Consider the following 26,331-nt stretch of genomic DNA (forward strand, 5'->3'; position numbering starts at 1 on the left):
NCAAGCGCACCAGCCACATCACCGTCGTGGTGGAGAGCCGGGAGCCGGTCTCCGCGGCCGGTCGGGGCGCGAAGACGACTAGGAGGGCCCGGTAGTGGGACAGAAGGTCAACCCGCACGGGTTCCGGCTTGGCATCACCTCGGAGTTCACCTCCCGCTGGTACGCCGACAAGCAGTACAAGGCGTACGTCGGCGAGGACGTGAAGATCCGCAAGATGATGTCGCGGGGCATGGAGCGGGCCGGTATCAGCCGGGTCGACATCGAGCGGACCCAGGGTCGACTGCGGGTGGACATCCACACCGCGCGCCCGGGCATCGTGATCGGACGCCGCGGGGCCGAGGCCGACCGCATCCGCGGCGACCTGGAGAAGCTCACCGGCAAGCAGGTGCAGCTCAACATTCTCGAGGTCAAGAACCCCGAGGTCGACGCGCAGCTCGTCGCCCAGGGCGTGGCCGAGCAGCTCTCCAGCCGCGTCAGCTTCCGCCGCGCCATGCGCAAGGCGATGCAGACGGCGATGAAGGGCGGCNCCAAGGGCATCCGGGTCCAGTGCTCGGGTCGCCTCGGCGGCGCCGAGATGAGCCGGTCGGAGTTCTACCGCGAGGGCCGGGTGCCGCTGCACACCCTGCGGGCGGACATCGACTACGGCTTCTACGAGGCCCGGACGAACTTCGGCCGCATCGGCGTGAAGGTCTGGATCTACAAGGGCGACATTGTCCAGAGCCGGGCCGAGCGCGAGGCGCAGGAGGCGCTGCAGCGTCAGACCCGTCGGGACCGTCCGCGCCGCGGGCCGCGTTCCGGCTCGTCCGGCACCACGCAGGGCGGTACCGACGCCGGTCGCGCCGCGGCGCGCAGCGAGCGCCGGGGGCGCGGCGGGAACGCGCCGGCTCCCGAGACCGCTGCTCCCGAGACCGCTGCACCTGAGACGACCGCACCCGAGTCGACCGCACCCGAGACCACCGCGCCCGAGGCCGCGCCGTCGCAGGCCCCGGCGGCCGAGCCGACCGCGCCCGCCACCGCCGCGACCGAGTCGGCCGCCACGCCGGCCGCCGCCGCGACGACGGGCACTCCGGAGAAGGCGGAGGAATAGATCATGCTGATTCCCCGGAAGGTCGCGCACCGCAAGCAGCACCACCCCGGGCGGACCGGTGCGGCCAAGGGCGGAACCCGCGTCACATTTGGCGAGTACGGGATCCAGGCCCTGGAGTCGGCCTACGTGACGAACCGGCAGATCGAGTCGGCGCGTATCGCGATGACCCGCCACATCCGCCGTGGCGGCAAGGTCTGGATCAACATCTACCCGGACCGCCCGCTGACCAAGAAGCCCGCCGAGACCCGGATGGGTTCCGGCAAGGGCTCGCCCGAGTGGTGGGTCGCGAACGTGAAGCCGGGCCGGGTGCTGTTCGAGCTGTCCGGAGTCGCGGAGCCCGTGGCCCGGGAGGCGATGCGGCGCGCGATCCACAAGCTGCCGATGAAGTGCCGTTTCGTGGTTCGTGAAGGTGGTGCGTGATGGCTGTCGCTACCGCGGACGAGCTGCGGAGCCTGTCGGGCGACGAGCTCGTCGACAAGCTCCGGGAGGCCAAGGAGGAGCTGTTCAACCTCCGGTTCCAGGCGGCGACCGGGCAGCTTTCCAACAACCGGCGGCTGCGTGCCGTGCGGCGTGACATCGCCAAGATCTACACGGTGATGCGCGAACGGGAGCTGGGTATCACCGGCGATCCGGCGCTGGTCGCCGGTGCGGCGGACGATGACGCGACGCAGTCGGAACGGGCGTGAGGGCAGTGGCAGACGAGACGGCCTCCCAGGAGGCTTCGCAGAACACCGAGGCGGCGGTCGCGGACCGCGGCTTCCGCAAGGTCCGCGAGGGCCTCGTGGTCAGCGACAAGATGACCAAGACCGTCGTGGTCGCGGTCGAGGACCGCGTGCAGCACCCGCTGTACGGCAAGACGATCCGCCGGACGAAGAAGGTCAAGGCGCACGATGAGCACGGCACCGTCGGTGTCGGCGACCGCGTNCTGCTGATGGAGACCCGGCCGCTGTCGGCCACCAAGCGGTGGCGGGTCGTGCAGGTCCTGGAGAAGGCCAAGTAGTTCCGGGGCGAGGAAGCCCCAGGGGCAAGTCGGCCCCGTGGGCGAACCAGCCCCCGGCGCCCGGGTGACCGGGTCCGATGCAGTACCGGTTGATCAGCGGTACCGGGTGATCAGGAGCGGAAAGTGATTCAGCAGGAGTCGCGACTTCGGGTCGCCGACAACACCGGAGCGCGGGAGATTCTCTGCATCCGGGTGCTTGGCGGCTCTGGGCGTCGTTACGCGGGGATCGGCGACATCATCGTCGGCACGGTCAAGGATGCCCTGCCCGGCGCCGGCGTGAAGCGCGGCGACGTGGTCAAGGCGGTCGTGGTGCGCACCACCAAGGAGCGCCGGCGGCCGGACGGCTCCTACATCCGTTTCGACGAGAACGCGGCGGTGCTTATCCGGGACGGTGGTGACCCCCGGGGCACCCGCATCTTCGGGCCGGTCGGCCGGGAGCTGCGTGACAAGAAGTTCATGAAGATCATCTCGCTGGCGCCGGAGGTGCTGTGACCGTGGCCACTTTGAAGATCAAGAAGGGTGACACGGTCCAGATCATCACCGGCAAGGACCGCGGACTGAAGGGGAAGGTCATCCGGGCCTACCCCGAGCAGAACAAGGTCCTCGTCGAGGGCGCGAACCGGATCACCCGGCACACCCGCGTCCAGCAGAGCGCGCGGGGCTCGCAGTCCGGGGGCATCGTCACCCAGGAGGCGCCGATCCACGTGAGCAACGTGATGATCGTCGACCCGTCGGACGGACGGCCGACCAGGATCGGGTACCGCATCAACGAGGACGGCACCAAGGTCCGCATCTCCCGGCGCANCGGCGCCGAGCTGTAGGCCGAGCGAGCAGTCGAGCAGTTGGGAATCGAGATCAAATGACTGTGACCACCGAANACCGGACCACCGGTGCTCGCCCGGTCCCACGGCTCAAGCAGCGGTACCGCGACGAGATCACCACGACGCTGCGGGAGGAGTTCTCCTACCGCAACGTCATGCAGATCCCCGGCGTCGTGAAGGTCGTCGTCAACATGGGCGTCGGCGACGCCGCCCGGGACGCGAAGCTCATCGACGGCGCCGTGCGCGACCTTGCCGCGATCACCGGCCAGAAGCCGGCCGTGCGGCGGGCGAAGAAGTCCATCGCCCAGTTCAAGCTGCGCGAGGGAATGCCGATCGGGGCGAAGGTGACCCTGCGCGGCGACCGGATGTGGGAGTTCCTCGACCGCCTGGTCTCCATCGCGCTGCCGCGCATCCGTGACTTCCGCGGACTGTCGCCGAAGCAGTTCGATGGCGCGGGCAACTACACGTTCGGCGTCACCGAGNAGTCGATCTTCCACGAGATCGACATCGACCGGATCGACCGGGTTCGGGGCATGGACATCACGGTCGTCACCACCGCGACCACCGACGACGAGGGCCGGGCGCTCCTGCGGGCGCTGGGCTTCCCCTTCCGGGAGAACTAGACAGATGGCCAAGAAGGCACTGATCGAGAAGTCGAACCGCAAGCCGAAGTACGCGGTGCGCGGTTACACGCGCTGCCAGCGTTGCGGCCGCTCCCGCTCCGTGTACNGGGTCTTCGGACTCTGCCGGGTCTGCCTGCGGCAGATGGCGCACCGCGGCGAGCTGCCCGGCATCACCAAGAGCTCCTGGTAGACACGGGAGCTTCTCGGTAGACACGGGAGCTTCCCGATAGACCGCTCCACCTCCGCACCTCCCCCCGATCGCGGCAGGCCCACACGACGGCTGCCGGGGACGATCCCCGGCGCCGGCGGGAACCGCCGTGAGAAAGGCGTCAAGCCATGACGATGACCGACCCGATTGCGGACATGCTCACGCGTGTCCGCAACGCCAGCCGGGCCTACCACGACCGAGTGGTGATGCCCCACAGCAAGATCAAGACCCACATCGCCGAGATCCTCCAGCAGGAGGGCTACATCTCCAGCTGGNACGTCGAGGACGCGACCTCGGCTGGCGGCGTCGGCCACTCCCTGGTCATCGATCTGAAGTACGGCCCGAACCGCGAGCGTTCGATCGCCGGGATCAAGCGCATCAGCAAGCCGGGCCTGCGGGTCTACGCCAAGGCGACGAACCTCCCCAGGGTGCTCGGGGGACTGGGCGTTGCCATCATCTCCACCTCGTCGGGGCTGCTGACCGACAAGCAGGCGGGCAAGCGGGGCGTGGGCGGGGAAGTCCTCGCCTACGTCTGGTAAGGAAGGCGAGCGATGTCTCGGATCGGGCGCCTGCCCATTCCCGTCCCCAGCGGTGTCGACATCACCGTCGAGGGGGCGACCGTTACCGTCAAGGGGCCCAAGGGCACCCTGAGCCACGTCGTGGTCGAGCCGATCGGAGTCAACCGGGAGGAGGGTCAGCTCGTCGTGACCCGCCCGGACGACGAACGCCGGTCCCGCTCGCTGCACGGCCTGACCCGCACCCTGGTCTCCAACATGGTCACCGGCGTCACCACCGGGTACTCCAAGACCCTGGAGATCGTCGGCGTCGGTTACCGCGTCCAGGCGAAGGGCTCCGACCTGGAGTTCGCGCTCGGCTACAGCCACCCCGTCCCGGTCAAGGCCCCCGAGGGCATCCGCTTCGAGGTGCAGACCCCGACCCGCTTCGTGGTCCACGGGATCGACAAGCAGTTGGTCGGTGAGGTCTCCGCGAAGATNCGCGGACTGCGCAAGCCCGACCCGTACAAGGGCAAGGGCGTGCGCTACCAGGGCGAGGTCGTCCNCCGCAAGGTCGGGAAGACCGGGAAGTAGGAGATAGATCATGGCAGTGAGCCTCGGCGCCAGCGCGCGTCGGCGGACCGCGAAGCTCCGTCGGCATGTCCGCGTGCGCAAGAAGGTGGCGGGCACCCAGTCCCGCCCCCGGCTCGTCGTCACCCGGTCCTCGCGGCACATCTACGCCCAGGTCATCGACGACGCCGCCGGCCACACGCTCGCCTCGGCGTCCACCCTGGACGTCACCCTGCGCGGTGGCGAGGGCGACAAGTCGGCCCAGGCCCGCAAGGTCGGCGAACTGGTCGCCCAGCGGGCGAAGGCGGCCGGGATCGACGCGGTCGTGTTCGACCGCGGCGGCCGGACCTACGCCGGTCGCATCGCCGCGCTCGCGGATGCGGCGCGGGAAAGCGGGCTGGACTTCTGATGACCGCTCAGCCCCAAGCCACCCAGTACAGCCAGCACAGGGAGATGTTGTAGATGCCAGGCCAGCAGCGCCGCGGCGGCGGGTCCGGCGGCTCGGACCGTCGGGAACGCCGGGACCGGTCGGGCGGCGGCCCGGCCCAGGAGAAGAACGCCTACGTCGAGCGGGTCGTCGCGATCAACCGCGTCGCCAAGGTCGTCAAGGGTGGTCGTCGCTTCAGCTTCACGGCCCTCGTCGTGGTCGGTGACGCCGACGGGACCGTCGGCGTCGGCTACGGCAAGGCCAAGGAGGTCCCCGCCGCCATCGCCAAGGGCGTCGAGGAGGCCAAGAAGCACTTCTTCAAGGTGCCCCGGATCGGCTCGACGATCCCGCACCCGGTGCAGGGTGAGGAGGCGGCGGGCGTCGTCCTGCTCAAGCCGGCCTCGCCCGGTACCGGTGTGATCGCCGGCGGTCCGGTGCGCGCCGTGCTGGAGTGCGCCGGTGTGCACGACGTACTGTCGAAGTCGCTCGGCTCGTCGAACCCGATCAACATCGTGCACGCGACGGTGGCCGCCCTGCGCGGCCTCATGCGGCCCGAGGAGATCGCGGCCCGACGCGGTCTGCCGCTCGAGGACGTCGCCCCGCCGGCCATGCTNCGCGCCCGCGCGGCCGGGGCCGGTGTGTGATGGCCAAGCTGCGCATCACGCAGATCCGTTCGGGGATCGGCGGCACCCACAACCAGCGGGCCACGCTCCGGACCCTCGGCCTGCGGAAGATCAACGCCACAACCGTCCGTGACGACCGTCCCGAGGTTCGCGGGATGATCAGGACTGTGACCCATCTTGTCCGGGTCGAGGAGGTGGACTCCTAGCCATGNCCGAACTGACCAAGACCGACAAGGGCGAGACCCCCAAGGGCGAGACCCCCAACGGTGAGACCGCCAAGGGCGACGCCGGCTCGGCGCAGACCGAGCGTGGCCGTGGCCTGAAGGTGCATCACCTGCGTCCGGCGCCCGGCGCCCACCGCAGCCGGATCCGCGTCGGTCGCGGTGAGGGCTCCAAGGGCAAGACGGCCGGTCGTGGCACCAAGGGCTCCAAGGCCCGCAAGCAGGTGCCCGCCCGGTTCGAGGGTGGCCAGATGCCCCTGCACATGCGGCTGCCCAAGCTCAAGGGCTTCAGCAACCCGGCCCGGGTGGAGTACCAGGTGGTGAACCTGTCCACGCTGGCCGAGCTGTTCCCTGCGGGCGGCGAGGTGGCCAAGGCCGACCTCGTGGCCAAGGGGGCCGTGCGCGCCAAGCTGCCGGTGAAGGTGCTGGGCAACGGCGACATCGACGTCGCGCTGCACGTCAGCGCCGACGCGTTCTCGGCATCCGCGCGGGAGAAGATCGCGGCTGCCGGCGGGAGCGTCACCCAGAGTTGAGACCCCGGGCGAGGGGCGGCCCCACGGCCGTCCCTCGCCCTGCTTGTCCGGGCAGCCCGCGCAACAGGCGGCGCGCACCGGCATCAGACTGGTTCTTCCCGGCCACCGCTGCTTACTGGGCGTGATGTCCGGACGAGTGGACCGGGTGTCCTGTTACAGTCGCCTAACCGACGTCGGCCGCCGGCCGCCGTAGGCGCTCCGCACAGGGCAGGATGTCCACTCCCCGTCGGTCCGCAATCCCAGNAGGAGGAGCCGTGCTCACCGCCTTCACGCGGGCATTCCGCACTCCTGACCTGCGCAAGAAGCTGCTGTTCACCGTCGGGATCGTGGTGCTGTTCCGGTTCGGCAGCGTCATGCCGTCGCCCGGCGTCTCAACCCGCGCGGTCAACACCTGCCTCAACAGCGCGAGCGCGGACAGCAGCAACGTCTACTCGCTGATCAACCTCTTCAGCGGTGGCGCACTGCTCCAGCTCTCCATCTTCGCGCTGGGCATCATGCCCTACATCNCCTCGAGCATCATCATCCAGTTGCTCGTCGTCGTGATCCCCCGCCTCGAGCAGCTCAAGAAGGAAGGCAGCTCGGGCGAGCAGAAGCTCACCCAGTACACCCGCTACCTGACGATCGCGCTCGGCGTTCTGCAGGCGACCGGCATCGTGGCGCTGGCCCGCAGCGGACGGCTCTTCCCGAGCTGCTCGGCCGCCATCATCCCGGACACGAGCCTGTTCCGGGTCGCGACGATCGTCATCACGATGACCGCCGGTACCTCGGTCATCATGTGGATGGGCGAGCTGATCACGGCGCGTGGCGTCGGCAACGGCATGTCTCTGCTGATCTTTACCTCGATCGCGGCGCGCCTTCCCTCCGAGGGCAGCCGGATCCTCCAGGTCGCCGGCGGCGTGGTGTTCAGTCTGGTGATTCTGCTGGGGCTCGCGATCATGGTCTTCGTGGTGTTCGTCGAGCAGTCCCAGCGACGGATCCCGGTCCAGTACGCGAAGCGGCTGATCGGCCGGCGNATGTACGGGGGCACCTCCACCTACCTGCCCATCAAGGTCAACCAGGCCGGGATCATCCCCGTTATCTTCGCCTCCTCCCTGCTCCAGCTCCCGCAGCTCGCCGGGCAGGTGTGGAGCAACCAGGGCTTTCAGGACTTCGAGCAGAGGTATCTCTCTCGCGGGGACCATCCGCTCTACCTCGTGACGTACTTCGCACTCATCATCGCCTTCACCTACTTCTATGTTGCGATCACCTTCAACCCAACGGAGGTCGCGGACAACATGAAGAAGTATGGTGGGTTCATCCCCGGGATCAGACCGGGTAACCCGACGGCGGAGTACCTCAAACACGTACTAGACCGGATCACTCTCCCCGGCTCGCTGTTCCTCGGAGTGATCACCGTCCTTCCGTTGGCACTGTTGAACCTGACCAAGGACCAGCCGTTCCCCTTCGCGGGCACCTCGGTCCTGATCATGGTGGGGGTGGGGCTGGAAACCGTGAAGCAGATCGAAAGCCAGCTCATGCTCCGCAATTACGAAGGTTTCCTCCGGTAGTGCGCCTCGTACTGGTGGGACCGCCCGGTGCCGGAAAGGGTACGCAGGCCGCGTTCATTGCCCAGGCGCGGTCCATCCCCAAGATCTCGACTGGGGACATCTTCCGAGCGAACGTGCGACAGGGAACCGAACTGGGCGTCAAGGCCAAGACCTTCATGGATGCCGGTGACCTCGTGCCCGACGAGGTCACCATCGGGATGGTTCGCAACCGGCTCGCCGAGGACGACGCGGTCAAGGGCTTCCTGCTTGACGGGTTCCCCCGCAACGTGCCCCAGGCCGAGGTGCTCGGGCAGATGCTCGACGGGATGGGAACCCGCCTGGACGTGGTCCTGGAGCTCGTTGTCGACGACGACGAGGTGGTGCGGCGGCTCTCCGGCCGGCGGACGTGTCGCGCCTGCGGGCACATCTGGCATCTCGACTTCGACCCGCCGTCGGTCGAGGGCCTGTGCGACCGGTGCGGCGGCGACCTGTTCCAGCGCGACGATGACCAGGCCGCGACCGTGCGCCACCGGCTCGAGGTGTACGCGGACCAGACGTCGCCGCTGGTGGCGTACTACGCCGAGAAGGGCATCCTGATCGGCATCGACGCCACCGGCCCGGTGGACAACGTCACCGATCGGGCGCTCGACGCGCTGCGGCACTACGGGGACTGAGACGCCCGCCGCCCAGCGCCTGCCCGCTCTCGCGGTGGGCGGCGGTTTTGCGTCGGTCCTCGGGGTGGGCGTCGGCGGTTCGGATGATCGTCCGTGCTGCCGCCATCGGGTTGACGGTTAGCATCGGGTATCGGATCAGGACACGGACACAGACCGAGGCGAGAGCGTGGCGCGACGAGAGCACGTCCAGATCAAGACCGNGGCGGAGATCGCCAAGATGCGGGTGGCCGGCCTGCTCGTCGCCAAGACGCTCGCCCGGCTGCGCGAGGCGGTCGCCCCCGGCGTGACGACCGCGGACCTCGACGCGCTCGCGGAGAAGACGATCCGCGGCGACGGCGGAATCCCCTCGTTCAAGGGCTATGCCCAGCCGCCGTACCCGGCGTCGATCTGCAGTTCGGTCAACAACGAGGTCGTCCACGCGATCCCGACGCGCAGGCGGGTGCTGCGCGAGGGCGACATCATCTCGATCGACTGCGGCGCGATCGTGGACGGCTGGCACGGGGACGCGGCGATCACCGTCCCGGTCGGTGAGGTGTCCCGCGAGGCCCTCGACCTGATCGCGGCCTGTGAGGGCTCGCTGTGGGCCGGCCTGGCCGCCGCCCAGCTCGGTGGCAAGCTCACCGACATCAGCGCCGCTGTGGAGCGCCACATCCGCCCGCACGGCTACGGCATCGTCGACCACTACGGCGGCCACGGAATCGGCACCGAGATGCACCAGCCCCCCCACGTGCTCAACTACGGCCGGCCCGGCCGCGGCATCCGCCTGGTCGAAGGACTGGCGCTGGNGATCGAGCCGATGATCACCACGGGCTCGCCGGACACGACCGTGCTCTCCGACGACTGGACCGTCGTGACCCAGGACGGCAGCCTCGCCGCGCACACCGAGCACTCGGTGGCGATCACCTCGCGAGGCCCCTGGGTGCTGACCGAGCCCGACGGTGGGGTCGCTCGACTCGCCGCGCTCGGCGTCGCCTGCGGGCAGCCCGCCGATGCCCCGTCCGGCATCGGCTGAGCCTGTGTTGGCCCTTGACGGATGGGCCACGTACACTCTTCAGTTGGCGGTCTCCTCACGCCGGTGTGNTCCACCGCGTCGATAGCAGTCCTGATACGTGGCAGTTGCGGTCGGTGGCAGTGTGGTTGGCGGTCCGTGGTCCCTTCTGGGGTCCGGGCCTCTGACCTGGGTCTTTCCGGACGAATGTCCGGTCAGCTCGACCGGTCGCGGCCGAACCGCCGATTCAGTCGTCGACGTCAGGACAGCGGAGGACATGCCGAAGAAGGACGGGGCCATCGAGATCGAGGGCCGTGTGGTGGAGCCGCTCCCGAACGCAATGTTCCGGGTCGAGCTCCAGAACGGTCATCGCGTTCTCGCCCACATCAGCGGCAAGATGCGTCAGCACTACATCCGGATCCTGCCGGAGGACCGCGTCGTGGTCGAGCTCTCGCCCTACGACCTGTCTCGCGGCCGCATCGTCTACCGCTACAAGTAGTCGATCTCCTCCACATCGCCCGTACCACCATCCCATCGCCACGCGCGGNCCGCGGCTGCGCAGGAGGTCCGCAACAGCCGTGAAGGTCAAGCCCAGCGTCAAGAAGATCTGTGACAAGTGCAAGGTGATCCGCCGCCACGGGCGTGTCATGGTCATCTGCGACAACCTGCGTCACAAGCAGCGTCAGGGCTGAAGCCACTGACGGGTGGGCCTCGCCCCGCCGGCGGCGCGCGTACGCGCGCCGCGCGGCCCGGCTGAGGAGCACCGCACCCAAGCGATGCCAGGCGTCCCGCGCGGGACGTCTCACCCCCGGTCGGAGGCCGGGGCCCGGCCGGCACTGCGCCGGTCGGGGCGGCATNGCCCGAGACCTCCGGTTGCAGGAAGGAAACATCCGTACATGGCACGCCTCTCCGGCGTCGACCTCCCCCGCGAGAAGCGGGTCGAGATCGCCCTGACCTACATCTTCGGGATCGGCCGTACCCGCTCCCGGGAGACCCTCGCCGCCACCGGGGTCAACCCGGACACCCGCGTCCGCGACCTGAGCGAGGACGAGATCGTCCGGCTGCGCGAGTGGATCGACGCGAACTACCGGGTGGAGGGCGACCTCAACCGGGAGATCAAGCAGGACATCCGCCGCAAGATGGAGATCGGCTGCTACCAGGGTCTCCGGCACCGGCGGAACCTGCCGGTCCACGGTCAGCGGACGCACACCAACGCCCGCACCCGCAAGGGCCCGCGCCGTGCCATCGCCGGTAAGAAGAAGGCCGGCAAGAAGTAGTCAGGGCGCCCGGCGGGCCGNTCGGCCCGGCCTCGGACGACCACTGATCGACGACCTCGCAGACGGAGACCACACGCGAAGATGCCTCCCAAGACTCGNGCCGCCGGCGCCAAGAAGGTCCGGCGCAAGGAAAAGAAGAACGTCGCCCACGGNCACGCTCACATCAAGAGCACGTTCAACAACACGATCGTCTCGATCACCGATCCCACCGGGAACGTGATCTCCTGGGCCTCCGCCGGCCACGTCGGCTTCAAGGGCTCCCGGAAGTCCACCCCCTTCGCCGCGCAGATGGCCGCCGAGAACGCGGCCCGCAAGGCGCAGGAGCACGGGATGCGCAAGGTCGACGTGTTCGTGAAGGGCCCCGGTTCCGGCCGGGAGACCGCGATCCGCTCGCTGCAGGCCGCTGGCCTGGAGGTCGGGGCGATCCAGGACGTCACCCCGACCCCCCACAACGGTTGCCGCCCGCCGAAGCGGCGCAGGGTGTGACCGTGCGGCGTGGCGATCGCGGCCGGGACGGCGTCCCGGCCGGAGTCGTGGCGTCGCGTTCGAGTTCGCGCCAGGAGACGAGAGAGAAGGACTAGATGGCCCGTTACACCGGCGCGGACTGCAAGCGTTGCCGCCGCGAGAAGACGAAGCTGTACCTCAAGGGCAGCAAGTGCGACACCCCGAAGTGCCCGATCGAGATCCGGCCCTACCCGCCGGGCGAGCACGGTCGGGGNCGCACCAAGGATTCCGAGTACCTGCTGCAGAAGCGCGAGAAGCAGAAGTGCGCGCGGATCTACGGCATCCTGGAGAAGCAGTTCCGGGGCTACTACGACGAGGCGAACCGGCGGGCCGGCAAGACCGGTGACGAGCTGCTGAAGATCCTCGAGTCGCGCCTCGACAACGTCGTCTACCGGGGCGGCTTCGCGCCGTCCCGCGACGCCGCCCGCCAGGCCGTCCGGCACGGCCACGTCCAGGTCAACGGGCGCAAGGTCGACATCCCGAGCTACCGGATCAGCGAGAACGACATCGTCGAGATCGCGCCGAAGGCCCGGGAGCTCACCCCGTTCATCGTCGCCCGGGAGACCGCGGGCCAGGGCCGGGCCGTCCCGGCGTGGCTGGAGTCCATCCCGAGCCAGATGCGGATCCTGGTGCACTCCCTGCCGGCCCGGCAGGTCATCGACACCCAGGTCCAGGAGCAGTTGATCGTCGAGCTCTACTCCAAGTAGTTCCGGACGCCCCCGCCGGTGGCGGGAGGTGGCTCGGCCGCCGGCTCGCCAGCGGCGGGGCGAGCCGTCCTCCCGCCGCCGGGTCGGTGGCACTGTGCCCGCCGCCACCGCCGTGTGGCGGCGAGGCACACTGGAGAAGCGACAACCGGTGCCATGTGCGCCGCCCGGGTGGTTCAGCGGGTGGGCGGGCGGGCATCGGGCCCGCGGGTGGAACGGACCGATGTCCCACCCGCCGGCTCCCGACCCGGGAGCCCGCACCACACGGCGTCATATGGCGGTCGCCGTGGTCGGAAGGACGTACTCATGCTGATCGCTCAGCGTCCCACCCTCGTCGAGGACCCGATCTCCGAGTTCCGGTCACGTTTCGTGATCGAGCCGCTGGAGCCGGGCTTCGGCTACACACTCGGCAACTCGCTGCGTCGGACCCTGCTGTCCTCCATCCCCGGCGCCTCGGTGACCAGCATCCGCATCGACGGGGTGCTGCACGAGTTCTCCACCGTGCCCGGCGTCAAGGAGGACGTGACCGACCTGATCCTGAACCTCAAGGAACTGGTCGTCAGCTCCGACAACGACGAGCCGACGGTGATNTACCTGCGCAAGCAGGGCCCCGGTGAGGTCACGGCGGCGGACATCGCCCCGCCGGCCGGCGTCGAGGTGCACAACCCCGAGCTGCGCCTGGCCACCCTCAACGACAAGGGCAAGCTCGAGATCGAGCTGACCGTCGAGCGGGGCCGCGGGTACGTCAGCGCGGCCCAGAACAAGCAGGCCGGCCAGGAGATCGGGCGGATTCCGATCGACTCGATCTACTCGCCGGTGCTGAAGGTGACCTACAAGGTCGAGGCGACCCGCGTCGAGCAGCGCACCGACTTCGACCGGCTCATCGTCGATGTGGAGACGAAGCCGTCGATCTCCCCGCGCGACGCGATGGCGAGCGCCGGCAAGACCCTGGTTGGCCTGTTCGGGCTGGCCCAGGAGCTCAACGCCGAGGCGGAGGGCGTGGACATCGGCCCGTCGGCCGCGGACGCGGCGCTGGCGGCCGACCTCGCGCTGCCGATCGAGGAGATGGACCTGACCGTCCGCTCCTACAACTGCCTCAAGCGCGAGGGCATCCACACGATCGGCGAGCTGGTCTCCCGCAGCGAGGCCGACCTGCTCGACATCCGCAACTTCGGGCAGAAGTCGATCGACGAGGTCAAGACGAAGCTCGGCGCGATGGGNCTGCAGCTCAAGGACTCCCCGCCCGGATTCGACCCGCGTCAGGCCGTGGACACCTACGGCACCGACGGCTACAACCCGGCGTTCTCCGACCCGTCCGACGACGGCGCGGAGTTCGTCGAGACCGAACAGTACTGACCTTCACGAGGGCCCCCGCCCACCGGCGGGGGCCCTCGACGACCTCCGGTGGCGCATGCCGCCGTCCTACGGGCGGGCAGCCTGGCGGGACAGTGAAAGGAACGAGGAGCACTCATCATGCCCACGCCAACGAAGGGCGCCCGGCTCGGCGGCAGCCCCGCACATGAGCGGCTGCTGCTGGCCAACCTCGCCACCGCGCTGTTCGAGCACGGCGGCATCACCACCACCGAGGCCAAGGCCAAGCGGCTGCGCCCGTACGCCGAGCGGCTGGTGACCTTCGCCAAGCGCGGCGACCTGCACGCCCGGCGCCGCGTCATGCGCCACGTGCGGGACAACTCGGTGGTGCACACCCTGTTCACCGAGATCGGCCCGCGGTACGCCAACCGCAACGGTGGCTACACCCGGATCGTCAAGCTCGGCAACCGCAAGGGTGACAACGCCCCGCTGGCCCGCATCGAGCTGGTGGAGGCGCTGACCGTCGGCCAGCAGGCCGTCGACGAGGCCGAGCGCGCGCGCGGTACCCGCTTCGCCGAGCGGCGCAAGCCGACCGGCGCCACCGCCGAGGCCGCCGAGGACCTGGCGAACGAGTCGCCGACCGCCGCCGCCGTGGCCGCGCAGTCCGCCGAGGAGCAGGCCCCCGCCGCCGAGGAGACCCCCACTGCCCAGGCGTCCGAGTCGCCGGCGGTCACCGCCGAGGCGACGGACGACGACGATTCGGCCGAGTCGAAGTCCTGACCACGGCGATTCTTCGTCGAGGACGCGGACTGCCGCCGCTGCCCGCGTCCCGCCAGTAGCTCCCGCAAGGCCCGCCGCCCATCATGGGCGGCGGGCCTTCGCCGTTCATGTCGCCGCGTTCGTTCCATCGTCGGGGTGCCCGTCGGGGTGCCGTCGGGTCCGCCGCGTCGTGCCCCACCGGCGCGCCGCCGTACCGGGAGAGACAGATGTCCGATGTCGTGGGATCCGGTCCGTGCGTGCCCCACGCGGTGCCCGGCGCCGTGGCGGACGTGACGGCGAGGGCGGCGGGCCTGGTTCGGCTGCGCCTGGACATCGCCTACGACGGCACGCCGTTCGCCGGCTGGGCCCGCCAGCCTGGCCAGCGGACCGTGCAGGGCGACGTGGAGGACGCTCTCATCCGGGTCGCCCGGCTGCCGGCCGTGCGCCTGACGGTGGCCGGGCGCACCGACTCCGGGGTGCACGCCGCCGGGCAGGTGGCCCACGTCGACCTGCCCACGGACGTGCCGCTCGGCGGNCTCGCCCGGCGGCTCAACGGTGTCCTCGACCGGTCGGTCCGGGTCACCGGCCTCGCCCCCGCCCCGGCCGGGTTCGACGCCCGGTTCTCAGCGCTGTCCCGGCGCTACGTCTACCGCATCACCGACGCACCGTTCGGCGCCGAGCCGCTGCGGCGTTTCGACACGCTCGCCTGGCCGCGGCCGCTGGACGTACCGGCGATGGCCTCGGCGGCGCTGCTGCTGGTCGGGGAGCACGACTTCGCGGCCTTCTGCCGTCGGCGGGAGGGGGCGACGACCGTGCGCACCCTGCTTCGCCTCGATGTGTTGCGCCGCCCCGACGGGGTGATCGTCGCCGACGTGGAGGCGGACGCCTTCTGCCACTCGATGGTCCGGGCGCTCGTCGGGGCGCTGCTGGCGGTGGGTGAGGGACGCCGGCCGCCGCAGTGGCCGGCCGCGGTCCTGCACCGTGGACTGCGGGATCCGGCTGTCACCGTCGCCCCCGCGCACGGACTGACGCTGGTCGAGGTGCGTTACCCCCCGGACGCGGAGCTGGCGGCGCGGGCCGAGGTCACCCGGGCCGTGCGCGTGCCCACCACCCCGTCCGGCTGAGGTCCGCCGGGAAGGGCGGTCTCCCGGCGGGCGCTCCCGGCCGTCCGGCTGGTGGTGTGGTGGGCGGCAAGGTCCGGAACGTCAGCGGCGCGGGCCGTGCCCGAGCACCGCCCGGTCGCCCATCGGCTCGGTGGCGAGCGTGGCCAGGTCGGTCTGGGCGTTGCGCAGCGCCGGGTCGGTGGCCGCGCCCGAGGTGCCGTCGACGTACGCGATCTGGGTGTAGACGAGGTAGTGCCCGCGGCTCAGCGCGCTGCGCCAGGAGTTGTTCCCGCCCGGCCCGGTGATCTGCGCGTTCTGGATCGTGCCCGCCGGGATCGGCAGCGGCACGATGCCGCCGCGGCCCTGGTTGAGCACCTGCGCGGCCTGGGTGGCCGTCGCGCTGGTGTCCAGGGAGAACACGGTTGCTCCCGCGAGTACCTGCCGTCCGCCCTGCTGGGGGTGGCTGAGGAACAGCGAGCGCACCACCTGCCGGCAGTGCGGGGCCTTCAACTGGCCGATCAGGTCGCCGGTGAGGTTCGGGCAGCCGGAGTCGAGCTTGCGGGCGAGTCGCTGGTAGCCCCGCCCGTCGACCGCGACGGACGGCTCGGGGAAGAACTCCTCGGGGGTTATCGGATCCGAGTCGACCGCGGCGCTGTCGAGGAAGTTCGCCGGTATCGGCGGCAGTGAGGCCGTCGCGGGCGGCGCGGCGGCGCCCTTGTCGTCCCCGCCGCGCAACGCGACGGCCGCCACGGCCGCGATGAGCACCAGGACGGCCCCGGCGACGATGGCCAGCAGCCGCCGGGAACCGCGGGCCCGGCCCGCCAGGCCAGGCCGCTCGCCCTTCTCGGCCGAGGAAGGAGGACCGGCGTCGGTGTGCTCCCCGCCGCCGGGCTCGTCGGGATACCCGTCCCGNTCGGGATACCCGTCCCCGTCCGCGTATCCGTCGACGGCTGCCTGCTCGTCCAGGTCGCCGAGGTCGGTCGAGGCGGAAGGGGTGGTCGTGCCGGTCGGGGAGCCGGTGGCGGTCCGGGGATTCGGCTCGGTCCGGGGATTCGGGTTGGTCCGGGGATTCGGGTTGATGAGGGGATTCGGGTTGGTGAGGGGAGTGATGCCCGTCAGCTGGCCGGGCGCGCCCGACCAGCCCCGGATCGACCAGCCGCTCGCCGGTTCGGACGGCGCGTGCTCCGTCCCTGGCCGCGGTATCCCGAAGTCCTCGGCCTCGGCGGCCGGCCGGGCCGCCGGACGTTCGTGGCGGCCCGGCCACGCCGCCGTGGCAGCGCCCGGGCGCGTCCCTGCCGCGCCGGTGCCGTCCGTCGGGCTGTGTAGCGCGGCCGACCGGTCCGGGTAAGCCGCCATCGGCCGCTCGGACGACGGCCACCCGTACGACGGCTGCTCGTGCGAGGGCTGCTCGTGCGACGGCTGCTCGTGCGANGGCTGCTCGGACGCTGACGACTCGGGCGTCGAGACCTCGGACGAGGTCGACCCGGCCGGGTCCGGATCTGGGCCGGCGGCGGCGAGGTGGTCGAACGAGAACGCGTAGCTGCGTGGGCCGCCGAACAGGGGATCGTCGCTCGGGGGCGTCCANCCGTCGTAGCTGACGTAGCGACCGCGCAGGTCCTGACTTCCGGCCGACGCCGGACTCGGCAGATCGGCCGCGCCGGTGGGAGCCGCTGCGCCATCCCCCGCGGGTCCGGACGGCCTGCCGGCGGAACCGGTCGGGTCGTCCGACCGGGCGGCGCGGTCCGGTCGGTCGCGCCGCGGAGCGCCCGACTCCGCACGCCTCTCGTGTCCCTCGCCACCCAATTCAGTCATCTCGGCCAGAATAGCTAGCTCGCCAGAGGGTGCCAGCCCGTCTGCGGGCATCCCCGCGCGGGCGCCCCGCCCGCTGTCCGCCCGATACACTGACCAGTCAGCGAGGTTTCGACGGGCCGGGTGGGTCGGGCACGCGTGGTGCGGCTGGCATCCTGCCGGCGATGGCTGGTCGGGCCGCTCGACGGTCCGCTCCGATCGCCTGGTAACCTCAAAGACTGCTGCGCGTGACACGTCCCGTCTGCGCGCTCACCATTCTTGACGAGATCCGCCCGAGGCCCCTCGGAGTTCCAGGCGGGATCGTCCGAACGAGAAGGCAGACCTGTGCGCACGTACCAGCCCAAGCCCGCGGATGTCCAGCGTGTGTGGCACGTCATCGATGCCACCGACGTGGTGCTCGGTCGGCTGGCGACCCAGGCCGCCGCGCTGCTGCGCGGCAAGCACAAGCCGTACTTCGCCCCGCACATCGACACCGGCGACTTCGTCATCGTCGTCAACGCCGGCAAGGTCGCGCTGAGCGGGAACAAGCGTCAGCAGGCCCAGTACCACCGGCACTCGGGCTTCCCGGGCGGTCTGCGCAGCACCTCGTACGGCGAGCTGCTCGACACGCGGCCGCAGATCATCATCGAGAAGGCCATCAAGGGCATGCTGCCGAAGAACAAGCTCGGCCGCGCCCAGGGCACCAAGCTGAAGGTCTACGCGGGGCCGACGCACCCGCACGACGCGCAGCAGCCCACCCCGTTCGAGATCATTCAGGTCGCGCAGTAACCGCTGACCTCCTCCAGCCGGTCAGCGGGCGGTGTTGATCCGCCCCGGGCGCCGGCTACGGGAACCACGCATCAACCGAGGAAGGAACGCGACGTGGCTGTCGTGACCGACGTACAGGGCAACCCCCGCGCCACCGGGCGGCGCAAGGAGGCGGTCGTCCGCGTGCGCCTGCTCCCCGGCAACGGGAAGTGGACGCTCAACGGGCGGACGCTGGAGGAGTACTTCCCGAACAAGGTGCACCAGCAGCTCGTCAACGAGCCGCTGAAGGCGCTGGACAAGGCCGAGTCGTACGACATCGTCGCCCGGCTGCACGGCGGCGGGGTGTCGGGTCAGGCCGGCGCACTTCGGCTCGCTCTCGCCCGCGCGCTGACGCTAGCGGAGGAGGAGTCACGGCCTACTCTCAAGAAGGCCGGCTTCCTGACTCGTGACGCGCGGGTCAAGGAGCGCAAGAAGTACGGGCTGAAGAAGGCCCGCAAGGCTCCGCAGTACAGCAAGCGCTAACCTTGCGTCTCCTCCGTGGACGTGTCCCCGCGGTGGGCGCCTCCACGGAGGGGACGGGTGCCGCCGGTGCGCGCCTCGGTCTCCGCCTGAACCTTCGACTTCATGGGGGACCTCAGTGACGAGGCTCTTCGGTACCGACGGTGTCCGGGGCGTGGCGAACGTCGACCTCACCGCGGAGCAGGCGCTGTCGTTGGCCTCCGCGGCCGTGGAACTGCTGGGCGCGGCGGGCCGATCCGCCGGGTCGGCGCGACCCCGGCCGCTCGTGGTCGTCGGCCGGGACACCCGTCCTTCCGGGGAGTTCCTCGAGGCCGCGGTCGTCGCCGGTCTGGCCGCTTCGGGTGCCGACGTTGCCCGCATCGGTGTCGCTCCGACCCCGGCCGTGGCACACGCGGTCGCCGCCAGCGGCGCGACCTTCGGCGTGATGCTCTCCGCCAGCCACAATCCCATGCCGGACAACGGCATCAAGGTGTTCGCCGCCGGTGGTCTGAAGCTCCCCGACGAGGTCGAGGACGCCATCGAGGGGCGGATGGCACAACCACCCGGCCCCCGACCCGTCGGCGCCGACGTCGGGCGGATCCGGGACGAACCAGGGCTTCTCGACCGCTACGCGGACCACCTGCTCGCCGCCCTTCCGGTGCGGCTCGACGGACTGCGGGTCGTCGTCGACTGCGCCCAGGGCGCGGCTTCTGCGCTCGCACCGCGGGTGCTGCGCGCCGCCGGGGCGGACGTCGTAGCGCTGCACGCCGACGGCGACGGCGCGGCGATCAACGATGGCAGCGGCGTCACCCATCTGGACAGCCTGCGGGCGGCGGTAGTGGAACAGGCCGCCGATGTCGGCATCGCCCACGACGGCGACGCGGACCGCTGCCTCGCCGTGGACGCCGCCGGCGACGTCGTCGACGGCGACCAGATCCTCGCCATCTGCGCGCTCGCCCTGGCCGAGCGCGGCGAACTGGCCGACGACACGGTCGTCGTCACCGTGATGTCGAACCTGGGCTTCCACCACGCGATGCGCGAGGCCGGGATCACCGTCGTGACCACGCCCGTGGGCGACCGGTACGTGGTGGAGGCGATGCGTGCCGGCGNCTACGTGCTCGGCGGCGAGCAGAGCGGGCACGTCGTCTTCCTCGACCATGCCACCACCGGCGACGGGCTGCTGACGGCGCTGCGGCTGCTCGGCCGCGTCNCCGAGACCGGCCAGCCCCTCGGTGAGCTCGCCAAGGCCATGACCCGGTTGCCGCAGGTGCTCGTCAACGTGCACGGTGTCGATCGGACCCGGGTGGGCACCTCACCGGAGCTGCGGGCGGCCGTCGCGGCGGCGGAGGCCGAGCTCGGCGACGGCGGCCGGGTGCTGCTGCGGCCCTCGGGCACCGAGCCGCTGGTCCGCGTCATGGTGGAGGCGGAGACCGACGCCGTCGCGCGGGACACCGCCCAGCGCCTCGCGGCCGTCGTACGCGCCGCGTTGCCGGCCCCTCGCTGAGCCCGGCCGCCCGAACCCGCCGGGGAGGCCACGCCAGGACAACTCGCCAGGTGTACGGCCGGCCACGTCCGCCCGCCCGGGGAACCTGCGTACGCTGAGTCGCATGTGCGGGATCATCGGGTACGTCGGTGACCAGTCGGCCCTGGACGTCGCGTTGAACGGCCTGCGGCGCCTCGAGTACCGCGGCTACGACTCCTCCGGCGTCGCGGTCGTCGGTGCCGGGGCCCTGCGGACGGCGCGGCGGGCCGGCAAGCTCGCCAACCTGGAGAAGCTGCTGTCCGAGGGCTCGGAGGCGGATCCGATGCCCGGGACGACCGGGATGGGGCACACCCGGTGGGCCACCCACGGCGGCCCGACCGACGCCAACGCCCACCCCCACACCGACTGCACCGGCGCGATCGCCGTCATCCACAACGGCATCATCGAGAACTTCGCCGCGCTGCGCGCCGAGCTGGAGGCGATCGGGCACGAGCTCGCGAGCGAGACCGACACCGAGGTCGTCGCTCACCTGCTGGAGGTCGAACTGGGCAACGCCGCCGCCGCGCAGGCAGCGGCGGTCCCGGAGGACGTCACCCCCCGGCCGACCCGCCCCGGCACGGGTCCCGCGCCCGGCCCCGGCGTGCCGGCCGACCGCACCGCCGAGCCGGGAGCGCACCCGCTGACCGTGGCGCTGCAGCGTGTCTGCCGCCGGCTGGAGGGTGCCTTCACCCTCGTCGTGCTGCACCGCGACTTTCCCGAGGTGGTCGTCGGCGCCCGGCGCAACAGCCCGCTGGTCGTCGGGTTGGGGACGGGGGAGGCCTTCCTCGCCAGCGATGTCTCGGCGTTCATCGCCCACACCCGCGAGGCGATGGAGATCGGCCAGGACCAGGTGGTCGAGGCCCGCCGGGACGGCGTCACCGTGACCGACTTCGCCGGGGAGGTCGTCGAGGGGCGCCGGTACCACGTCGACTGGGACGCGGGCGCCGCGGAGAAGGGCGGCTACCCGTACTTCATGCTCAAGGAGATCAACGAGCAGCCGACCGCGCTCGCCGACACCCTGCGGGGTCGGCTGTCCGCGGACGGCGCGATCGTCCTCGACGAGGAGCGGCTGTCCGCCCAGGACTTCCGGGACGTCGACAAGGTCTTCATCGTCGCCTGCGGGACGGCCTACCACGCCGGCCTGATCGCGAAGTACGCCGTCGAGCACTGGACGCGGCTGCCCTGCGAGGTCGAGATGGCCTCGGAGTTCCGCTACCGGGATCCCGTGCTGGACCGCTCCACCCTCGTCATAGCGATCAGCCAGAGCGGCGAGACGCTGGACACGCTCATGGCCGTCAAGCACGCCCGGGAGCAGAAGGCCCGGGTGTTGGCGATCTGCAACACGAACGGGTCGACGATCCCCAGGGAGTCCGACGCGGTGCTGTACACCCGCTGTGGGCCGGAGGTGGGCGTCGCCTCGACCAAGACCTTCCTCGGCCAGGTCGCGGCCTGCCTGCTCGTCGGTCTGTACCTGGCGCAGGTGCGCGGCGTGCTCTACGGCGACGAGGTCGCCGCCTACGTCGAACGGCTGCAACGGATGCCCGACCTGGTGGAGCGGACGCTGGGCCGGCTCGAACCGATCCGCGAGCTCGCCCNTGGCCTGGCCGACGCCAAGGCCGTGCTCTTCCTCGGCCGCCACGTGGGCTACCCGGTGGCGCTGGAGGGGGCCCTCAAGCTCAAGGAACTCGCCTACATGCATGCCGAGGGGTTCCCGGCCGGCGAGCTCAAGCACGGGCCGATCGCGCTCATCGAACCGGGCCTGCCGGTGATCGTCGTCGTGCCCTCACCGCGCGGGCGTGCGCACCTGCACGGCAAGATCGTTTCGAACATCCAGGAGGTCCGGGCGCGTGGCGCGCGGACCATCGTGATCGCCGAGGACGGCGACGTCGCGGTGGAGCCCTACGCCGACCATCTCATTCGCGTGCCGGCGACGTCGTCCTTGTTCGCGCCCCTGGTGANGACCCTGCCGCTACAGGTGTTCGCCTGCGAACTCGCCCTCGCCCGCGGCCTCGACGTCGACCAGCCGCGCAACCTCGCCAAGTCCGTCACGGTCGAATAGGGCCTACCCCCGTGAAGCGCCTTCGGCGCTTCACGGGGACCCCTGGCCTCGGGGTGGCTGCCGGGTTTCCGTCAGATCGCCTTCGGCGATCTTCCTGGGATCGGCGGCGGGGCCTTCGGCGCTTCACGGGGAGCCNCCCTGGCCTCGGGGTGGCTGCCGGGTTTCCGTCAGATCGCCTTCGGCGATCTTCCTGGGATCGGCGGCGGGGCCTTCGGCGCTTCACGGGGAGCCCTGGCCTCGGGATAGCTGGCAGGGTCAGGAGGAGGGGGCGGCGCCGTGCTGGCGGCCGTGCCAGGCGACGGTGGCCTCCCAGAGGGCGTCGGCGACCGCCTCGTTGTCGTCTGCGGCGTCGAGCAGGGTTTCCACGAGCTCGGCGCGGGGGACGCGGCTGAGGAACACCCGCATCGCGGCGTGCACCGGGTCGTCGGTGAACAGCGAGCCTTCGCCGATGATCCCGCCGTTCTCCTCGTCGTCGGCATCCTCGTCGTCGTCGGCGAGTCCCGCCGAGCCGGTGGCGACCAGGGCGACGGCGACCGCGTGGCGGCAGAACGAGCCGGTCGCCCCCTCGGGGCACGTGCAGCCGGTGCGCGGCCCGTCGTCGGCCGCCTCCAGGCGGACCTCATGCGGCCCGTCGTCGTCGACCGTGCCCGACGCGTTGGTGGGCCGGATGCGGAGCTGCTCGACACGGCCGAGCAGGGCCAGGTTCACCCCTTCGATGAACACGTNGGTACCCGCGCGCTGTGCGCAGGCACGTTCCTCGAAGGCTGCTTCGAGCGGGGTGACGGCGTCCCCGCCGTGCCCGTTCTCTCCGGACACAGAAATGATCACTGTTCAATCCTACGGAATGCGAGCGCGGATCGTACCGGCCAGGTCCCTGGCATCGCCAAGGCTGTCTTGTCGGACGTAGCATCGCGATATATCGTGAGCGTACGCAATGGCNAATGGATGACTTCCGTTGGTCTTCCATGGAGATGAAGGGAAAGATCGTGACATCACAGGCGATTCCAGGCCCCTGGGGGCCCTGGGGTAAGTGGGGGCGCGCGGCGGGATTCGATCCCGCGCGGCTGTCGGAGTTCTTCGAGACGGTGGCCGGTTGGGCGGAGCGCGAGGCCGGCGGTTGCGGGCCGAGGGAGTCGGCGGCTCACGACCGCACCAGCCGCACGGCGCGGGGCGGACACGGCGGCGGGCGGCATGAGCACGGCGGGCCCGGTGAGGGCCGGCCGCGCGGGCGCCGCGGCGGTGGTCCGGGCTGGCCGCCCTTCGGCGGCTTCCCCGGTCCCGGGTTCGGGCCGGGGTTCGGCCCGGGCTTCGGTGGTCCGGGCGGCTTCGGCCGTGGGCCGCGGGTGGGTCGCGGCGACGTCCGCGAGGCGTTGCTGGCCCTGCTCGCCGAGCAGCCCATGCACGGCTACCAGATGATCCGCGAGCTGGCCGAGCGCAGCGGCGGCACCTGGCGGCCGAGCCCCGGCTCGGTCTACCCGGTGCTGTCCCTGCTCGCCGACGAGGGGCTCGTGCGCGCGGAGGAGGCGGAGGGCAAGCGGGTCTTCCACCTCACCGACGCAGGGCGGGCCCACGTCGAGTCCCGGGTGGGGCAGCGCAAGCCGTGGGAGACCGCCGCGGCCAGCGCCGACGACGAGCTGGCCAGCCTGCGCTCCCTGGCCTTCGCGGTGGGTGCCGCGGTGGTCCAGGTCGCCCAGGCCGGGGACGACGCGCAGATCGCCGCCGCCCGGTCCCTGCTCACCGAGACCCGCCGCAGCCTCTACCGCATCCTCGCCGGCGACGAGGGCGAGCCGGCGACCGCGGAGGGCGCCGACACCGCGGAGCAGACCGACACCGCCGGGAAGGACGCCACCGGCAAGGACGGTGACGGGAAGGCCGACGGCTCCGCGCCGGGCTGGGATGCGAAGTCCTGACCCCGGGGCGGGTCCCGCCGGGCCCGCGGGCCCGGATCCGCCGGCGTGCCACCCCTTCGGGCGGGGCGAGGCCCTGATCCGAGGGGGTGCGCCCGCCCGCGGCGCGATCGGCGCGTCGGGACGAGGCGGGTGCATGGTCCGCCGTGGGCCGCAGCGCCGGTATGGGACGCTTGCCCGATGGCGGTGGTCGGTGTCGGCGTCGACGTGGTGGACGTCGACCGTTTCGCCGCGACGCTGTCCCGGACGCCGGGGATCGCGATGCGCCTGTTCACCCCGGCGGAGCGCGGTCTGGCCCGACCGGAGCGGCTGGCCGCCCGGTTCGCGGCGAAGGAGGCCGTGGCGAAGGTGCTCGGGGCACCCCCCGGGTTGGAATGGCACGACGCGGAGGTCGTCCTGGGCGCGGGTGGGCGGCCGTCGCTGCGGATCCGCGGCACCGTGGCCGCCGCGGCGGCGCGGCTCGACATCGCCTCCTGGCACCTGTCTCTCACCCACGACGGCGGCGTAGCCGTCGCGATGGTCGTCGCCGAGAGCTGATCGCCGGCCGCCCGCCGGCCACCCGGTGTCCGCTGGTCGAACGCCGCCGCTGCGGCGACCCCGGCGTCACGGGGCTCCTGCAGCATCGGCCGCTCGGCGCGGGGCAGCATNGCGGCATGCGGAACGCGCACACGGTCAGCCAGATCCGGGACGCCGAGGCGGGGCTGCTCGCCTGCCTGCCGCCCGGTGCCCTCATGCAACGCGCGGTGTACGGCTTGGTCGCCCATGTCGCCCGCCGCCTCGACCGCGTCCACGGCGCCCGGATCGTCGTGCTCGCCGGGGGCGGTGACAACGGCGGTGACGCCCTGTGGGCCGGCGCACGTCTGGCCGCGCGAGGCGCCCGGGTCGACGCGATCGCACCCGGCCGCACCCACCCGGAGGGCAGCGCCGCCCTGCTCGCTGCCGGCGGCAGACTGCACGGCCCCGCCCCGGAGCTCGACGACGAGACGCTGCGCGGGCTGTTCGGCCGGGCCGAGCTTGTCCTGGACGGGTTGCTCGGCATCGGTGGACGCGGCGGTCTGCGGGCGGACCATGCCCGGCTGGCAGCCCTCGCGCCGCCCGAGCGCACCGTGGCCGTCGACGTTCCCAGCGGCGTCGACGCGGACACCGGCGCCGTCGCCGGACCCGCCGTGCGGGCCAGTGCCACCGTCACGTTCGGCACGTACAAGCGCGGCCTGTGGCTGATGCCGGGCGCGGCCCACACCGGGCGTGTGGAGCTGGTTGACATCGGGCTGGCGCTGCCCGAACCCGACCTGCGGGCGCTCGACGACGCCGACGTCGCCGCGATGTTCCCGGTGCCGGGCCCGGAATCGTCCAAGTACCGCCGAGGGGTCCTCGGCCTCGTCGCGGGCAGCGACGCCTATCCGGGTGCCGCCGTGCTCGCCGTCGGCGGCGCGCTGCGCGGTGGCGCCGGCTACCTGCGGGTCGTGACCGAGGGCCACGCCGTGCCGGAGCGCGACCCGCTGCGCGAGGGCGCCTCTCCGCACGAGGGCGCCTCTCCGCACGAGGGCGACGCGGTGCGGGAGGGCGACGCCGGCGCGGCCGCCGGCGGTTCCGGGACGCCGGTCGCCAGTCGGGCGGGGGATTTCGTCCGGCTGGCGCATCCCGAGGCGGTGGTGACCGCCATCCGGGCCGGGGACCGCGCGGCCATGCTCGCCGTCGGCCGGGTCCAGGCCTGGGCGATCGGCCCGGGCCTGGACCCGGGGCCGGCGGTCCGGGAGCTGGTGGCCGGACTGCTCGGCACCGACCTGCCGGTCGTGGTCGACGCGGGCGCCCTCGACCCGCTGGCGGAGATCCTCACCGCCGATCCCGCGGCGCTGCGCGCCCGGGACGCACCGGTTCTCCTCNCCCCGCACGAAGGCGAGTTCGGCCGGCTCACCGCCGCCGCCCTGGGCTGGGATCCCGACCGCACGACGGAGGACCTTGCCGCCGACCGCCTCGCCACCGTCCGGCGGGCCGCCGCGGCGACGGGTGCGGTGATCCTGCTCAAGGGCACCCGCACCCTGATCGTCGAACCGGCCGGGGCGGCCTGGGTGAACACGACCGGTTCCGGGTGGCTGGGTACCGCCGGCACGGGGGACGTCCTGACCGGGCTGATCGGCTCGCTGCTCGCCGCCGGGCTGCCCGCCGCCGGTGCCGGGGCGGTCGGCGCGTACCTGCACGGGCGCGCCGCCGAGCGGGCCGCCGTGCCGCTCGCCGCCGGCGACCTGCCCGACCTGCTGCCTCGGGTCATCTCCGACCTGCTGGCATCGCCGGGTCGGGGGCTCCCGGGTGGTGGTCACGGCGGGTAGCGTGACCGC

The 26,331-nt window shown here is 71.7% G+C and carries 25 protein-coding genes and 28 pseudogenes; 51 read left to right on the plus strand and 2 right to left on the minus strand.

The annotated features are described in order from the left end of the window. Position 1: 1 nt before the first annotated feature. From FF86_RS44635 to FF86_RS09740, 39 genes and pseudogenes are all read left to right on the plus strand, one after another. A pseudogene (locus FF86_RS44635) lies at positions 2 to 95 on the plus strand (50S ribosomal protein L22); the annotation flags it as partial. Further along, positions 95 to 526: 30S ribosomal protein S3 (gene rpsC, locus FF86_RS44640; protein ID WP_242418461.1), on the plus strand; the 432-nt coding region annotated here is incomplete at its 3' end. The pseudogene FF86_RS44635 and the gene rpsC, both read left to right, overlap by 1 nt. 1 nt (position 527) lies before the next feature. Then, positions 528 to 1,087 (plus strand): annotated as a pseudogene (locus FF86_RS44645) (30S ribosomal protein S3); the annotation flags it as partial. Between the two features lie 3 nt (positions 1,088 to 1,090). Continuing rightward, complete coding sequence (gene rplP / locus FF86_RS09625) at positions 1,091 to 1,507, plus strand: 50S ribosomal protein L16 (RefSeq protein ID WP_009740521.1); 417 nt, start codon at positions 1,091 to 1,093, stop codon at positions 1,505 to 1,507. Continuing rightward, entirely contained in the window at positions 1,504 to 1,773 is a 270-nt protein-coding gene (gene rpmC / locus FF86_RS09630; protein WP_011602304.1) for a 50S ribosomal protein L29, read from the plus strand. The genes rplP and rpmC overlap by 4 nt, the downstream gene beginning before the upstream one ends. A 5-nt stretch (positions 1,774 to 1,778) precedes the next feature. Then, positions 1,779 to 2,011 (plus strand): 30S ribosomal protein S17 (gene rpsQ / locus FF86_RS09635; protein WP_242418494.1); only part of this gene is annotated, 233 nt, incomplete at its 3' end. 1 nt (position 2,012) lies between these two features. Continuing rightward, positions 2,013 to 2,087, plus strand: a pseudogene (locus tag FF86_RS44650) (30S ribosomal protein S17); the annotation flags it as partial. A gap of 123 nt (positions 2,088 to 2,210) precedes the next feature. Then, positions 2,211 to 2,579 (plus strand): 50S ribosomal protein L14, encoded by a 369-nt coding sequence (gene rplN / locus FF86_RS09640; RefSeq protein ID WP_009740518.1) that lies wholly within the window; start codon positions 2,211 to 2,213, stop codon positions 2,577 to 2,579. Positions 2,580 to 2,581: 2 nt separating this feature from the next. Continuing rightward, on the plus strand, positions 2,582 to 2,891 hold a 310-nt coding region (gene rplX / locus FF86_RS09645), incomplete at its 3' end, for a 50S ribosomal protein L24 (protein ID WP_255355750.1). Between the two features lie 74 nt (positions 2,892 to 2,965). Further along, positions 2,966 to 3,390, plus strand: a pseudogene (gene rplE / locus FF86_RS44655) (50S ribosomal protein L5); the annotation flags it as partial. Between the two features lies 1 nt (position 3,391). Beyond that, positions 3,392 to 3,531, plus strand: a pseudogene (locus tag FF86_RS44660) (50S ribosomal protein L5); the annotation flags it as partial. A 4-nt stretch (positions 3,532 to 3,535) separates the two neighbouring features. Beyond that, positions 3,536 to 3,637, plus strand: a pseudogene (rpsN, locus tag FF86_RS44665) (30S ribosomal protein S14); the annotation flags it as partial. Position 3,638: 1 nt separating this feature from the next. Continuing rightward, positions 3,639 to 3,721: pseudogene (gene rpsN / locus FF86_RS44670) on the plus strand (30S ribosomal protein S14); the annotation flags it as partial. Positions 3,722 to 3,867: 146 nt separating this feature from the next. Next, positions 3,868 to 4,014, plus strand: a 147-nt coding sequence (gene rpsH / locus FF86_RS44675) for a 30S ribosomal protein S8 (protein WP_242418497.1), incomplete at its 3' end; no start/stop codon positions are given. 1 nt (position 4,015) lies between these two features. Further along, a pseudogene (gene rpsH, locus FF86_RS44680) lies at positions 4,016 to 4,278 on the plus strand (30S ribosomal protein S8); the annotation flags it as partial. 12 nt (positions 4,279 to 4,290) lie between these two features. Next, a partial coding sequence (rplF, locus tag FF86_RS09665; RefSeq protein WP_242418462.1) for a 50S ribosomal protein L6 occupies positions 4,291 to 4,733 on the plus strand: 443 nt, incomplete at its 3' end. A gap of 1 nt (position 4,734) precedes the next feature. Further along, positions 4,735 to 4,798: pseudogene (gene rplF / locus FF86_RS44685) on the plus strand (50S ribosomal protein L6); the annotation flags it as partial. Between the two features lie 39 nt (positions 4,799 to 4,837). Next, positions 4,838 to 5,212, plus strand: a complete 375-nt coding sequence (gene rplR / locus FF86_RS09670; RefSeq protein ID WP_044884210.1) for a 50S ribosomal protein L18 — start codon at positions 4,838 to 4,840, stop codon at positions 5,210 to 5,212. A gap of 53 nt (positions 5,213 to 5,265) precedes the next feature. Then, on the plus strand, positions 5,266 to 5,843 hold a 578-nt coding region (gene rpsE, locus FF86_RS09675), incomplete at its 3' end, for a 30S ribosomal protein S5 (RefSeq protein ID WP_242418463.1). A gap of 30 nt (positions 5,844 to 5,873) precedes the next feature. Next, on the plus strand, positions 5,874 to 6,059 hold the full coding sequence (gene rpmD, locus FF86_RS09680) for a 50S ribosomal protein L30 (protein WP_011602312.1): 186 nt from the start codon (positions 5,874 to 5,876) through the stop codon (positions 6,057 to 6,059). A gap of 113 nt (positions 6,060 to 6,172) precedes the next feature. Next, a complete protein-coding gene (gene rplO / locus FF86_RS09685; protein ID WP_044884298.1) occupies positions 6,173 to 6,607 on the plus strand; it encodes a 50S ribosomal protein L15 in 435 nt (144 codons plus the stop codon). A 254-nt stretch (positions 6,608 to 6,861) separates the two neighbouring features. Beyond that, positions 6,862 to 7,113: pseudogene (locus FF86_RS44690) on the plus strand (preprotein translocase subunit SecY); the annotation flags it as partial. 1 nt (position 7,114) lies between these two features. Then, a pseudogene (locus tag FF86_RS44695) lies at positions 7,115 to 7,619 on the plus strand (preprotein translocase subunit SecY); the annotation flags it as partial. Position 7,620: 1 nt separating this feature from the next. Then, positions 7,621 to 8,154, plus strand: a pseudogene (locus tag FF86_RS44700) (preprotein translocase subunit SecY); the annotation flags it as partial. After that, positions 8,154 to 8,807: an adenylate kinase gene (locus FF86_RS09695; protein ID WP_044884211.1), complete on the plus strand. Its 654-nt coding sequence runs from the start codon at positions 8,154 to 8,156 to the stop codon at positions 8,805 to 8,807. The pseudogene FF86_RS44700 and the gene FF86_RS09695, both read left to right, overlap by 1 nt. 201 nt (positions 8,808 to 9,008) lie before the next feature. Beyond that, positions 9,009 to 9,592, plus strand: a pseudogene (gene map / locus FF86_RS09700) (type I methionyl aminopeptidase); the annotation flags it as partial. Position 9,593: 1 nt separating this feature from the next. Next, positions 9,594 to 9,819: pseudogene (locus tag FF86_RS44705) on the plus strand (type I methionyl aminopeptidase); the annotation flags it as partial. Between the two features lie 253 nt (positions 9,820 to 10,072). Then, positions 10,073 to 10,294, plus strand: a complete 222-nt coding sequence (infA, locus tag FF86_RS09705) for a translation initiation factor IF-1 (RefSeq protein WP_006541558.1) — start codon at positions 10,073 to 10,075, stop codon at positions 10,292 to 10,294. A 79-nt stretch (positions 10,295 to 10,373) separates the two neighbouring features. After that, positions 10,374 to 10,487, plus strand: coding sequence for a 50S ribosomal protein L36 (gene rpmJ, locus FF86_RS09710; protein ID WP_003956441.1), 114 nt, complete (start codon positions 10,374 to 10,376; stop codon positions 10,485 to 10,487). Between the two features lie 204 nt (positions 10,488 to 10,691). Beyond that, on the plus strand, positions 10,692 to 11,072 hold the full coding sequence (rpsM, locus tag FF86_RS09715) for a 30S ribosomal protein S13 (protein WP_009740504.1): 381 nt from the start codon (positions 10,692 to 10,694) through the stop codon (positions 11,070 to 11,072). Between the two features lie 153 nt (positions 11,073 to 11,225). Continuing rightward, a pseudogene (gene rpsK / locus FF86_RS09720) lies at positions 11,226 to 11,558 on the plus strand (30S ribosomal protein S11); the annotation flags it as partial. 95 nt (positions 11,559 to 11,653) lie between these two features. Beyond that, positions 11,654 to 11,790: pseudogene (locus FF86_RS44710) on the plus strand (30S ribosomal protein S4); the annotation flags it as partial. Between the two features lies 1 nt (position 11,791). Next, positions 11,792 to 12,283: pseudogene (gene rpsD / locus FF86_RS09725) on the plus strand (30S ribosomal protein S4); the annotation flags it as partial. Between the two features lie 303 nt (positions 12,284 to 12,586). Next, positions 12,587 to 12,870: pseudogene (locus FF86_RS44715) on the plus strand (DNA-directed RNA polymerase subunit alpha); the annotation flags it as partial. Position 12,871: 1 nt separating this feature from the next. Then, positions 12,872 to 13,500: pseudogene (gene rpoA / locus FF86_RS44720) on the plus strand (DNA-directed RNA polymerase subunit alpha); the annotation flags it as partial. Position 13,501: 1 nt separating this feature from the next. After that, positions 13,502 to 13,636 (plus strand): annotated as a pseudogene (locus FF86_RS44725) (DNA-directed RNA polymerase subunit alpha); the annotation flags it as partial. A gap of 117 nt (positions 13,637 to 13,753) precedes the next feature. Beyond that, positions 13,754 to 14,371 (plus strand): 50S ribosomal protein L17, encoded by a 618-nt coding sequence (gene rplQ / locus FF86_RS09735; protein ID WP_044884216.1) that lies wholly within the window; start codon positions 13,754 to 13,756, stop codon positions 14,369 to 14,371. Between the two features lie 206 nt (positions 14,372 to 14,577). Next, positions 14,578 to 14,885: pseudogene (locus tag FF86_RS44730) on the plus strand (tRNA pseudouridine(38-40) synthase TruA); the annotation flags it as partial. 1 nt (position 14,886) lies between these two features. Beyond that, a pseudogene (locus FF86_RS09740) lies at positions 14,887 to 15,474 on the plus strand (tRNA pseudouridine synthase A); the annotation flags it as partial. An 81-nt stretch (positions 15,475 to 15,555) separates the two neighbouring features. Here FF86_RS09740 and FF86_RS44735 read toward each other — a convergent pair. Further along, positions 15,556 to 16,365: pseudogene (locus FF86_RS44735) on the minus strand (hypothetical protein); the annotation flags it as partial. Between the two features lie 1,221 nt (positions 16,366 to 17,586). Here FF86_RS44735 and rplM point away from each other — a divergent pair. The 8 genes and pseudogenes from rplM to FF86_RS44755 form a co-directional block, all read left to right on the plus strand. Then, the gene (gene rplM / locus FF86_RS09750; protein ID WP_009740497.1) at positions 17,587 to 18,030 is read left to right on the plus strand and encodes a 50S ribosomal protein L13; all 444 of its coding nucleotides are present in this window, start codon (positions 17,587 to 17,589) and stop codon (positions 18,028 to 18,030) included. Between the two features lie 93 nt (positions 18,031 to 18,123). Further along, positions 18,124 to 18,531 carry a 30S ribosomal protein S9 gene (gene rpsI / locus FF86_RS09755; protein WP_044884218.1) on the plus strand — a complete coding sequence of 136 codons (408 nt, stop codon included), beginning with the start codon at positions 18,124 to 18,126 and terminating at the stop codon, positions 18,529 to 18,531. A gap of 115 nt (positions 18,532 to 18,646) precedes the next feature. Further along, the coding region (locus FF86_RS09760) for a phosphoglucosamine mutase (protein WP_242418464.1) at positions 18,647 to 19,616 on the plus strand (970 nt) is incomplete at its 3' end. Position 19,617: 1 nt separating this feature from the next. Continuing rightward, positions 19,618 to 19,717, plus strand: a pseudogene (locus tag FF86_RS44740) (hypothetical protein); the annotation flags it as partial. A 1-nt stretch (position 19,718) separates the two neighbouring features. After that, a pseudogene (locus FF86_RS44745) lies at positions 19,719 to 20,011 on the plus strand (phosphoglucosamine mutase); the annotation flags it as partial. Positions 20,012 to 20,114: 103 nt separating this feature from the next. Then, the coding region (locus FF86_RS09765; protein WP_242418465.1) for an SIS domain-containing protein at positions 20,115 to 21,624 on the plus strand (1,510 nt) is incomplete at its 3' end. A gap of 1 nt (position 21,625) precedes the next feature. Next, positions 21,626 to 21,987 (plus strand): annotated as a pseudogene (locus FF86_RS44750) (SIS domain-containing protein); the annotation flags it as partial. Between the two features lies 1 nt (position 21,988). Then, positions 21,989 to 22,088 (plus strand): annotated as a pseudogene (locus tag FF86_RS44755) (hypothetical protein); the annotation flags it as partial. A gap of 255 nt (positions 22,089 to 22,343) precedes the next feature. Here FF86_RS44755 and FF86_RS09770 read toward each other — a convergent pair. Then, positions 22,344 to 22,813: SWIM zinc finger domain-containing protein (locus FF86_RS09770; RefSeq protein WP_242418466.1), on the minus strand; the 470-nt coding region annotated here is incomplete at its 5' end. A 240-nt stretch (positions 22,814 to 23,053) separates the two neighbouring features. Between FF86_RS09770 and FF86_RS09775 the strand changes: the two genes are divergently transcribed. The 4 genes and pseudogenes from FF86_RS09775 to FF86_RS44760 form a co-directional block, all read left to right on the plus strand. After that, positions 23,054 to 23,998: a PadR family transcriptional regulator gene (locus FF86_RS09775; RefSeq protein WP_044884222.1), complete on the plus strand. Its 945-nt coding sequence runs from the start codon at positions 23,054 to 23,056 to the stop codon at positions 23,996 to 23,998. A gap of 177 nt (positions 23,999 to 24,175) precedes the next feature. Further along, a complete protein-coding gene (locus tag FF86_RS09780) occupies positions 24,176 to 24,532 on the plus strand; it encodes a holo-ACP synthase (protein WP_044884223.1) in 357 nt (118 codons plus the stop codon). A gap of 116 nt (positions 24,533 to 24,648) precedes the next feature. Then, on the plus strand, positions 24,649 to 25,878 hold a 1,230-nt coding region (locus tag FF86_RS09785; RefSeq protein WP_242418467.1), incomplete at its 3' end, for an NAD(P)H-hydrate epimerase. A gap of 1 nt (position 25,879) precedes the next feature. Beyond that, positions 25,880 to 26,322: pseudogene (locus FF86_RS44760) on the plus strand (NAD(P)H-hydrate dehydratase); the annotation flags it as partial. Positions 26,323 to 26,331: the final 9 nt, after the last annotated feature.

This window comes from Frankia sp. CpI1-P (assembly GCF_001421075.1).
Taxonomy (GTDB): Bacteria; Actinomycetota; Actinomycetes; order Frankiales; family Frankiaceae; genus Frankia; species Frankia torreyi.

What these genes read in the sequence shown, in the direction of transcription:
- rplP (WP_009740521.1), top strand. Translation starts at nt 1,091, where the DNA reads ATGCTGATTCCCCGGAAGGTCGCGCACCGCAAGCAGCACCACCCCGGG.
- rplR (WP_044884210.1), top strand. Translation starts at nt 4,838, where the DNA reads ATGGCAGTGAGCCTCGGCGCCAGCGCGCGTCGGCGGACCGCGAAGCTC.
- rpmD (WP_011602312.1), top strand. Translation starts at nt 5,874, where the DNA reads ATGGCCAAGCTGCGCATCACGCAGATCCGTTCGGGGATCGGCGGCACC.
- infA (WP_006541558.1), top strand. Translation starts at nt 10,073, where the DNA reads ATGCCGAAGAAGGACGGGGCCATCGAGATCGAGGGCCGTGTGGTGGAG.
- rpsM (WP_009740504.1), top strand. Translation starts at nt 10,692, where the DNA reads ATGGCACGCCTCTCCGGCGTCGACCTCCCCCGCGAGAAGCGGGTCGAG.
- rplQ (WP_044884216.1), top strand. Translation starts at nt 13,754, where the DNA reads ATGCCCACGCCAACGAAGGGCGCCCGGCTCGGCGGCAGCCCCGCACAT.
- FF86_RS09775 (WP_044884222.1), top strand. Translation starts at nt 23,054, where the DNA reads ATGGAGATGAAGGGAAAGATCGTGACATCACAGGCGATTCCAGGCCCC.
- FF86_RS09780 (WP_044884223.1), top strand. Translation starts at nt 24,176, where the DNA reads ATGGCGGTGGTCGGTGTCGGCGTCGACGTGGTGGACGTCGACCGTTTC.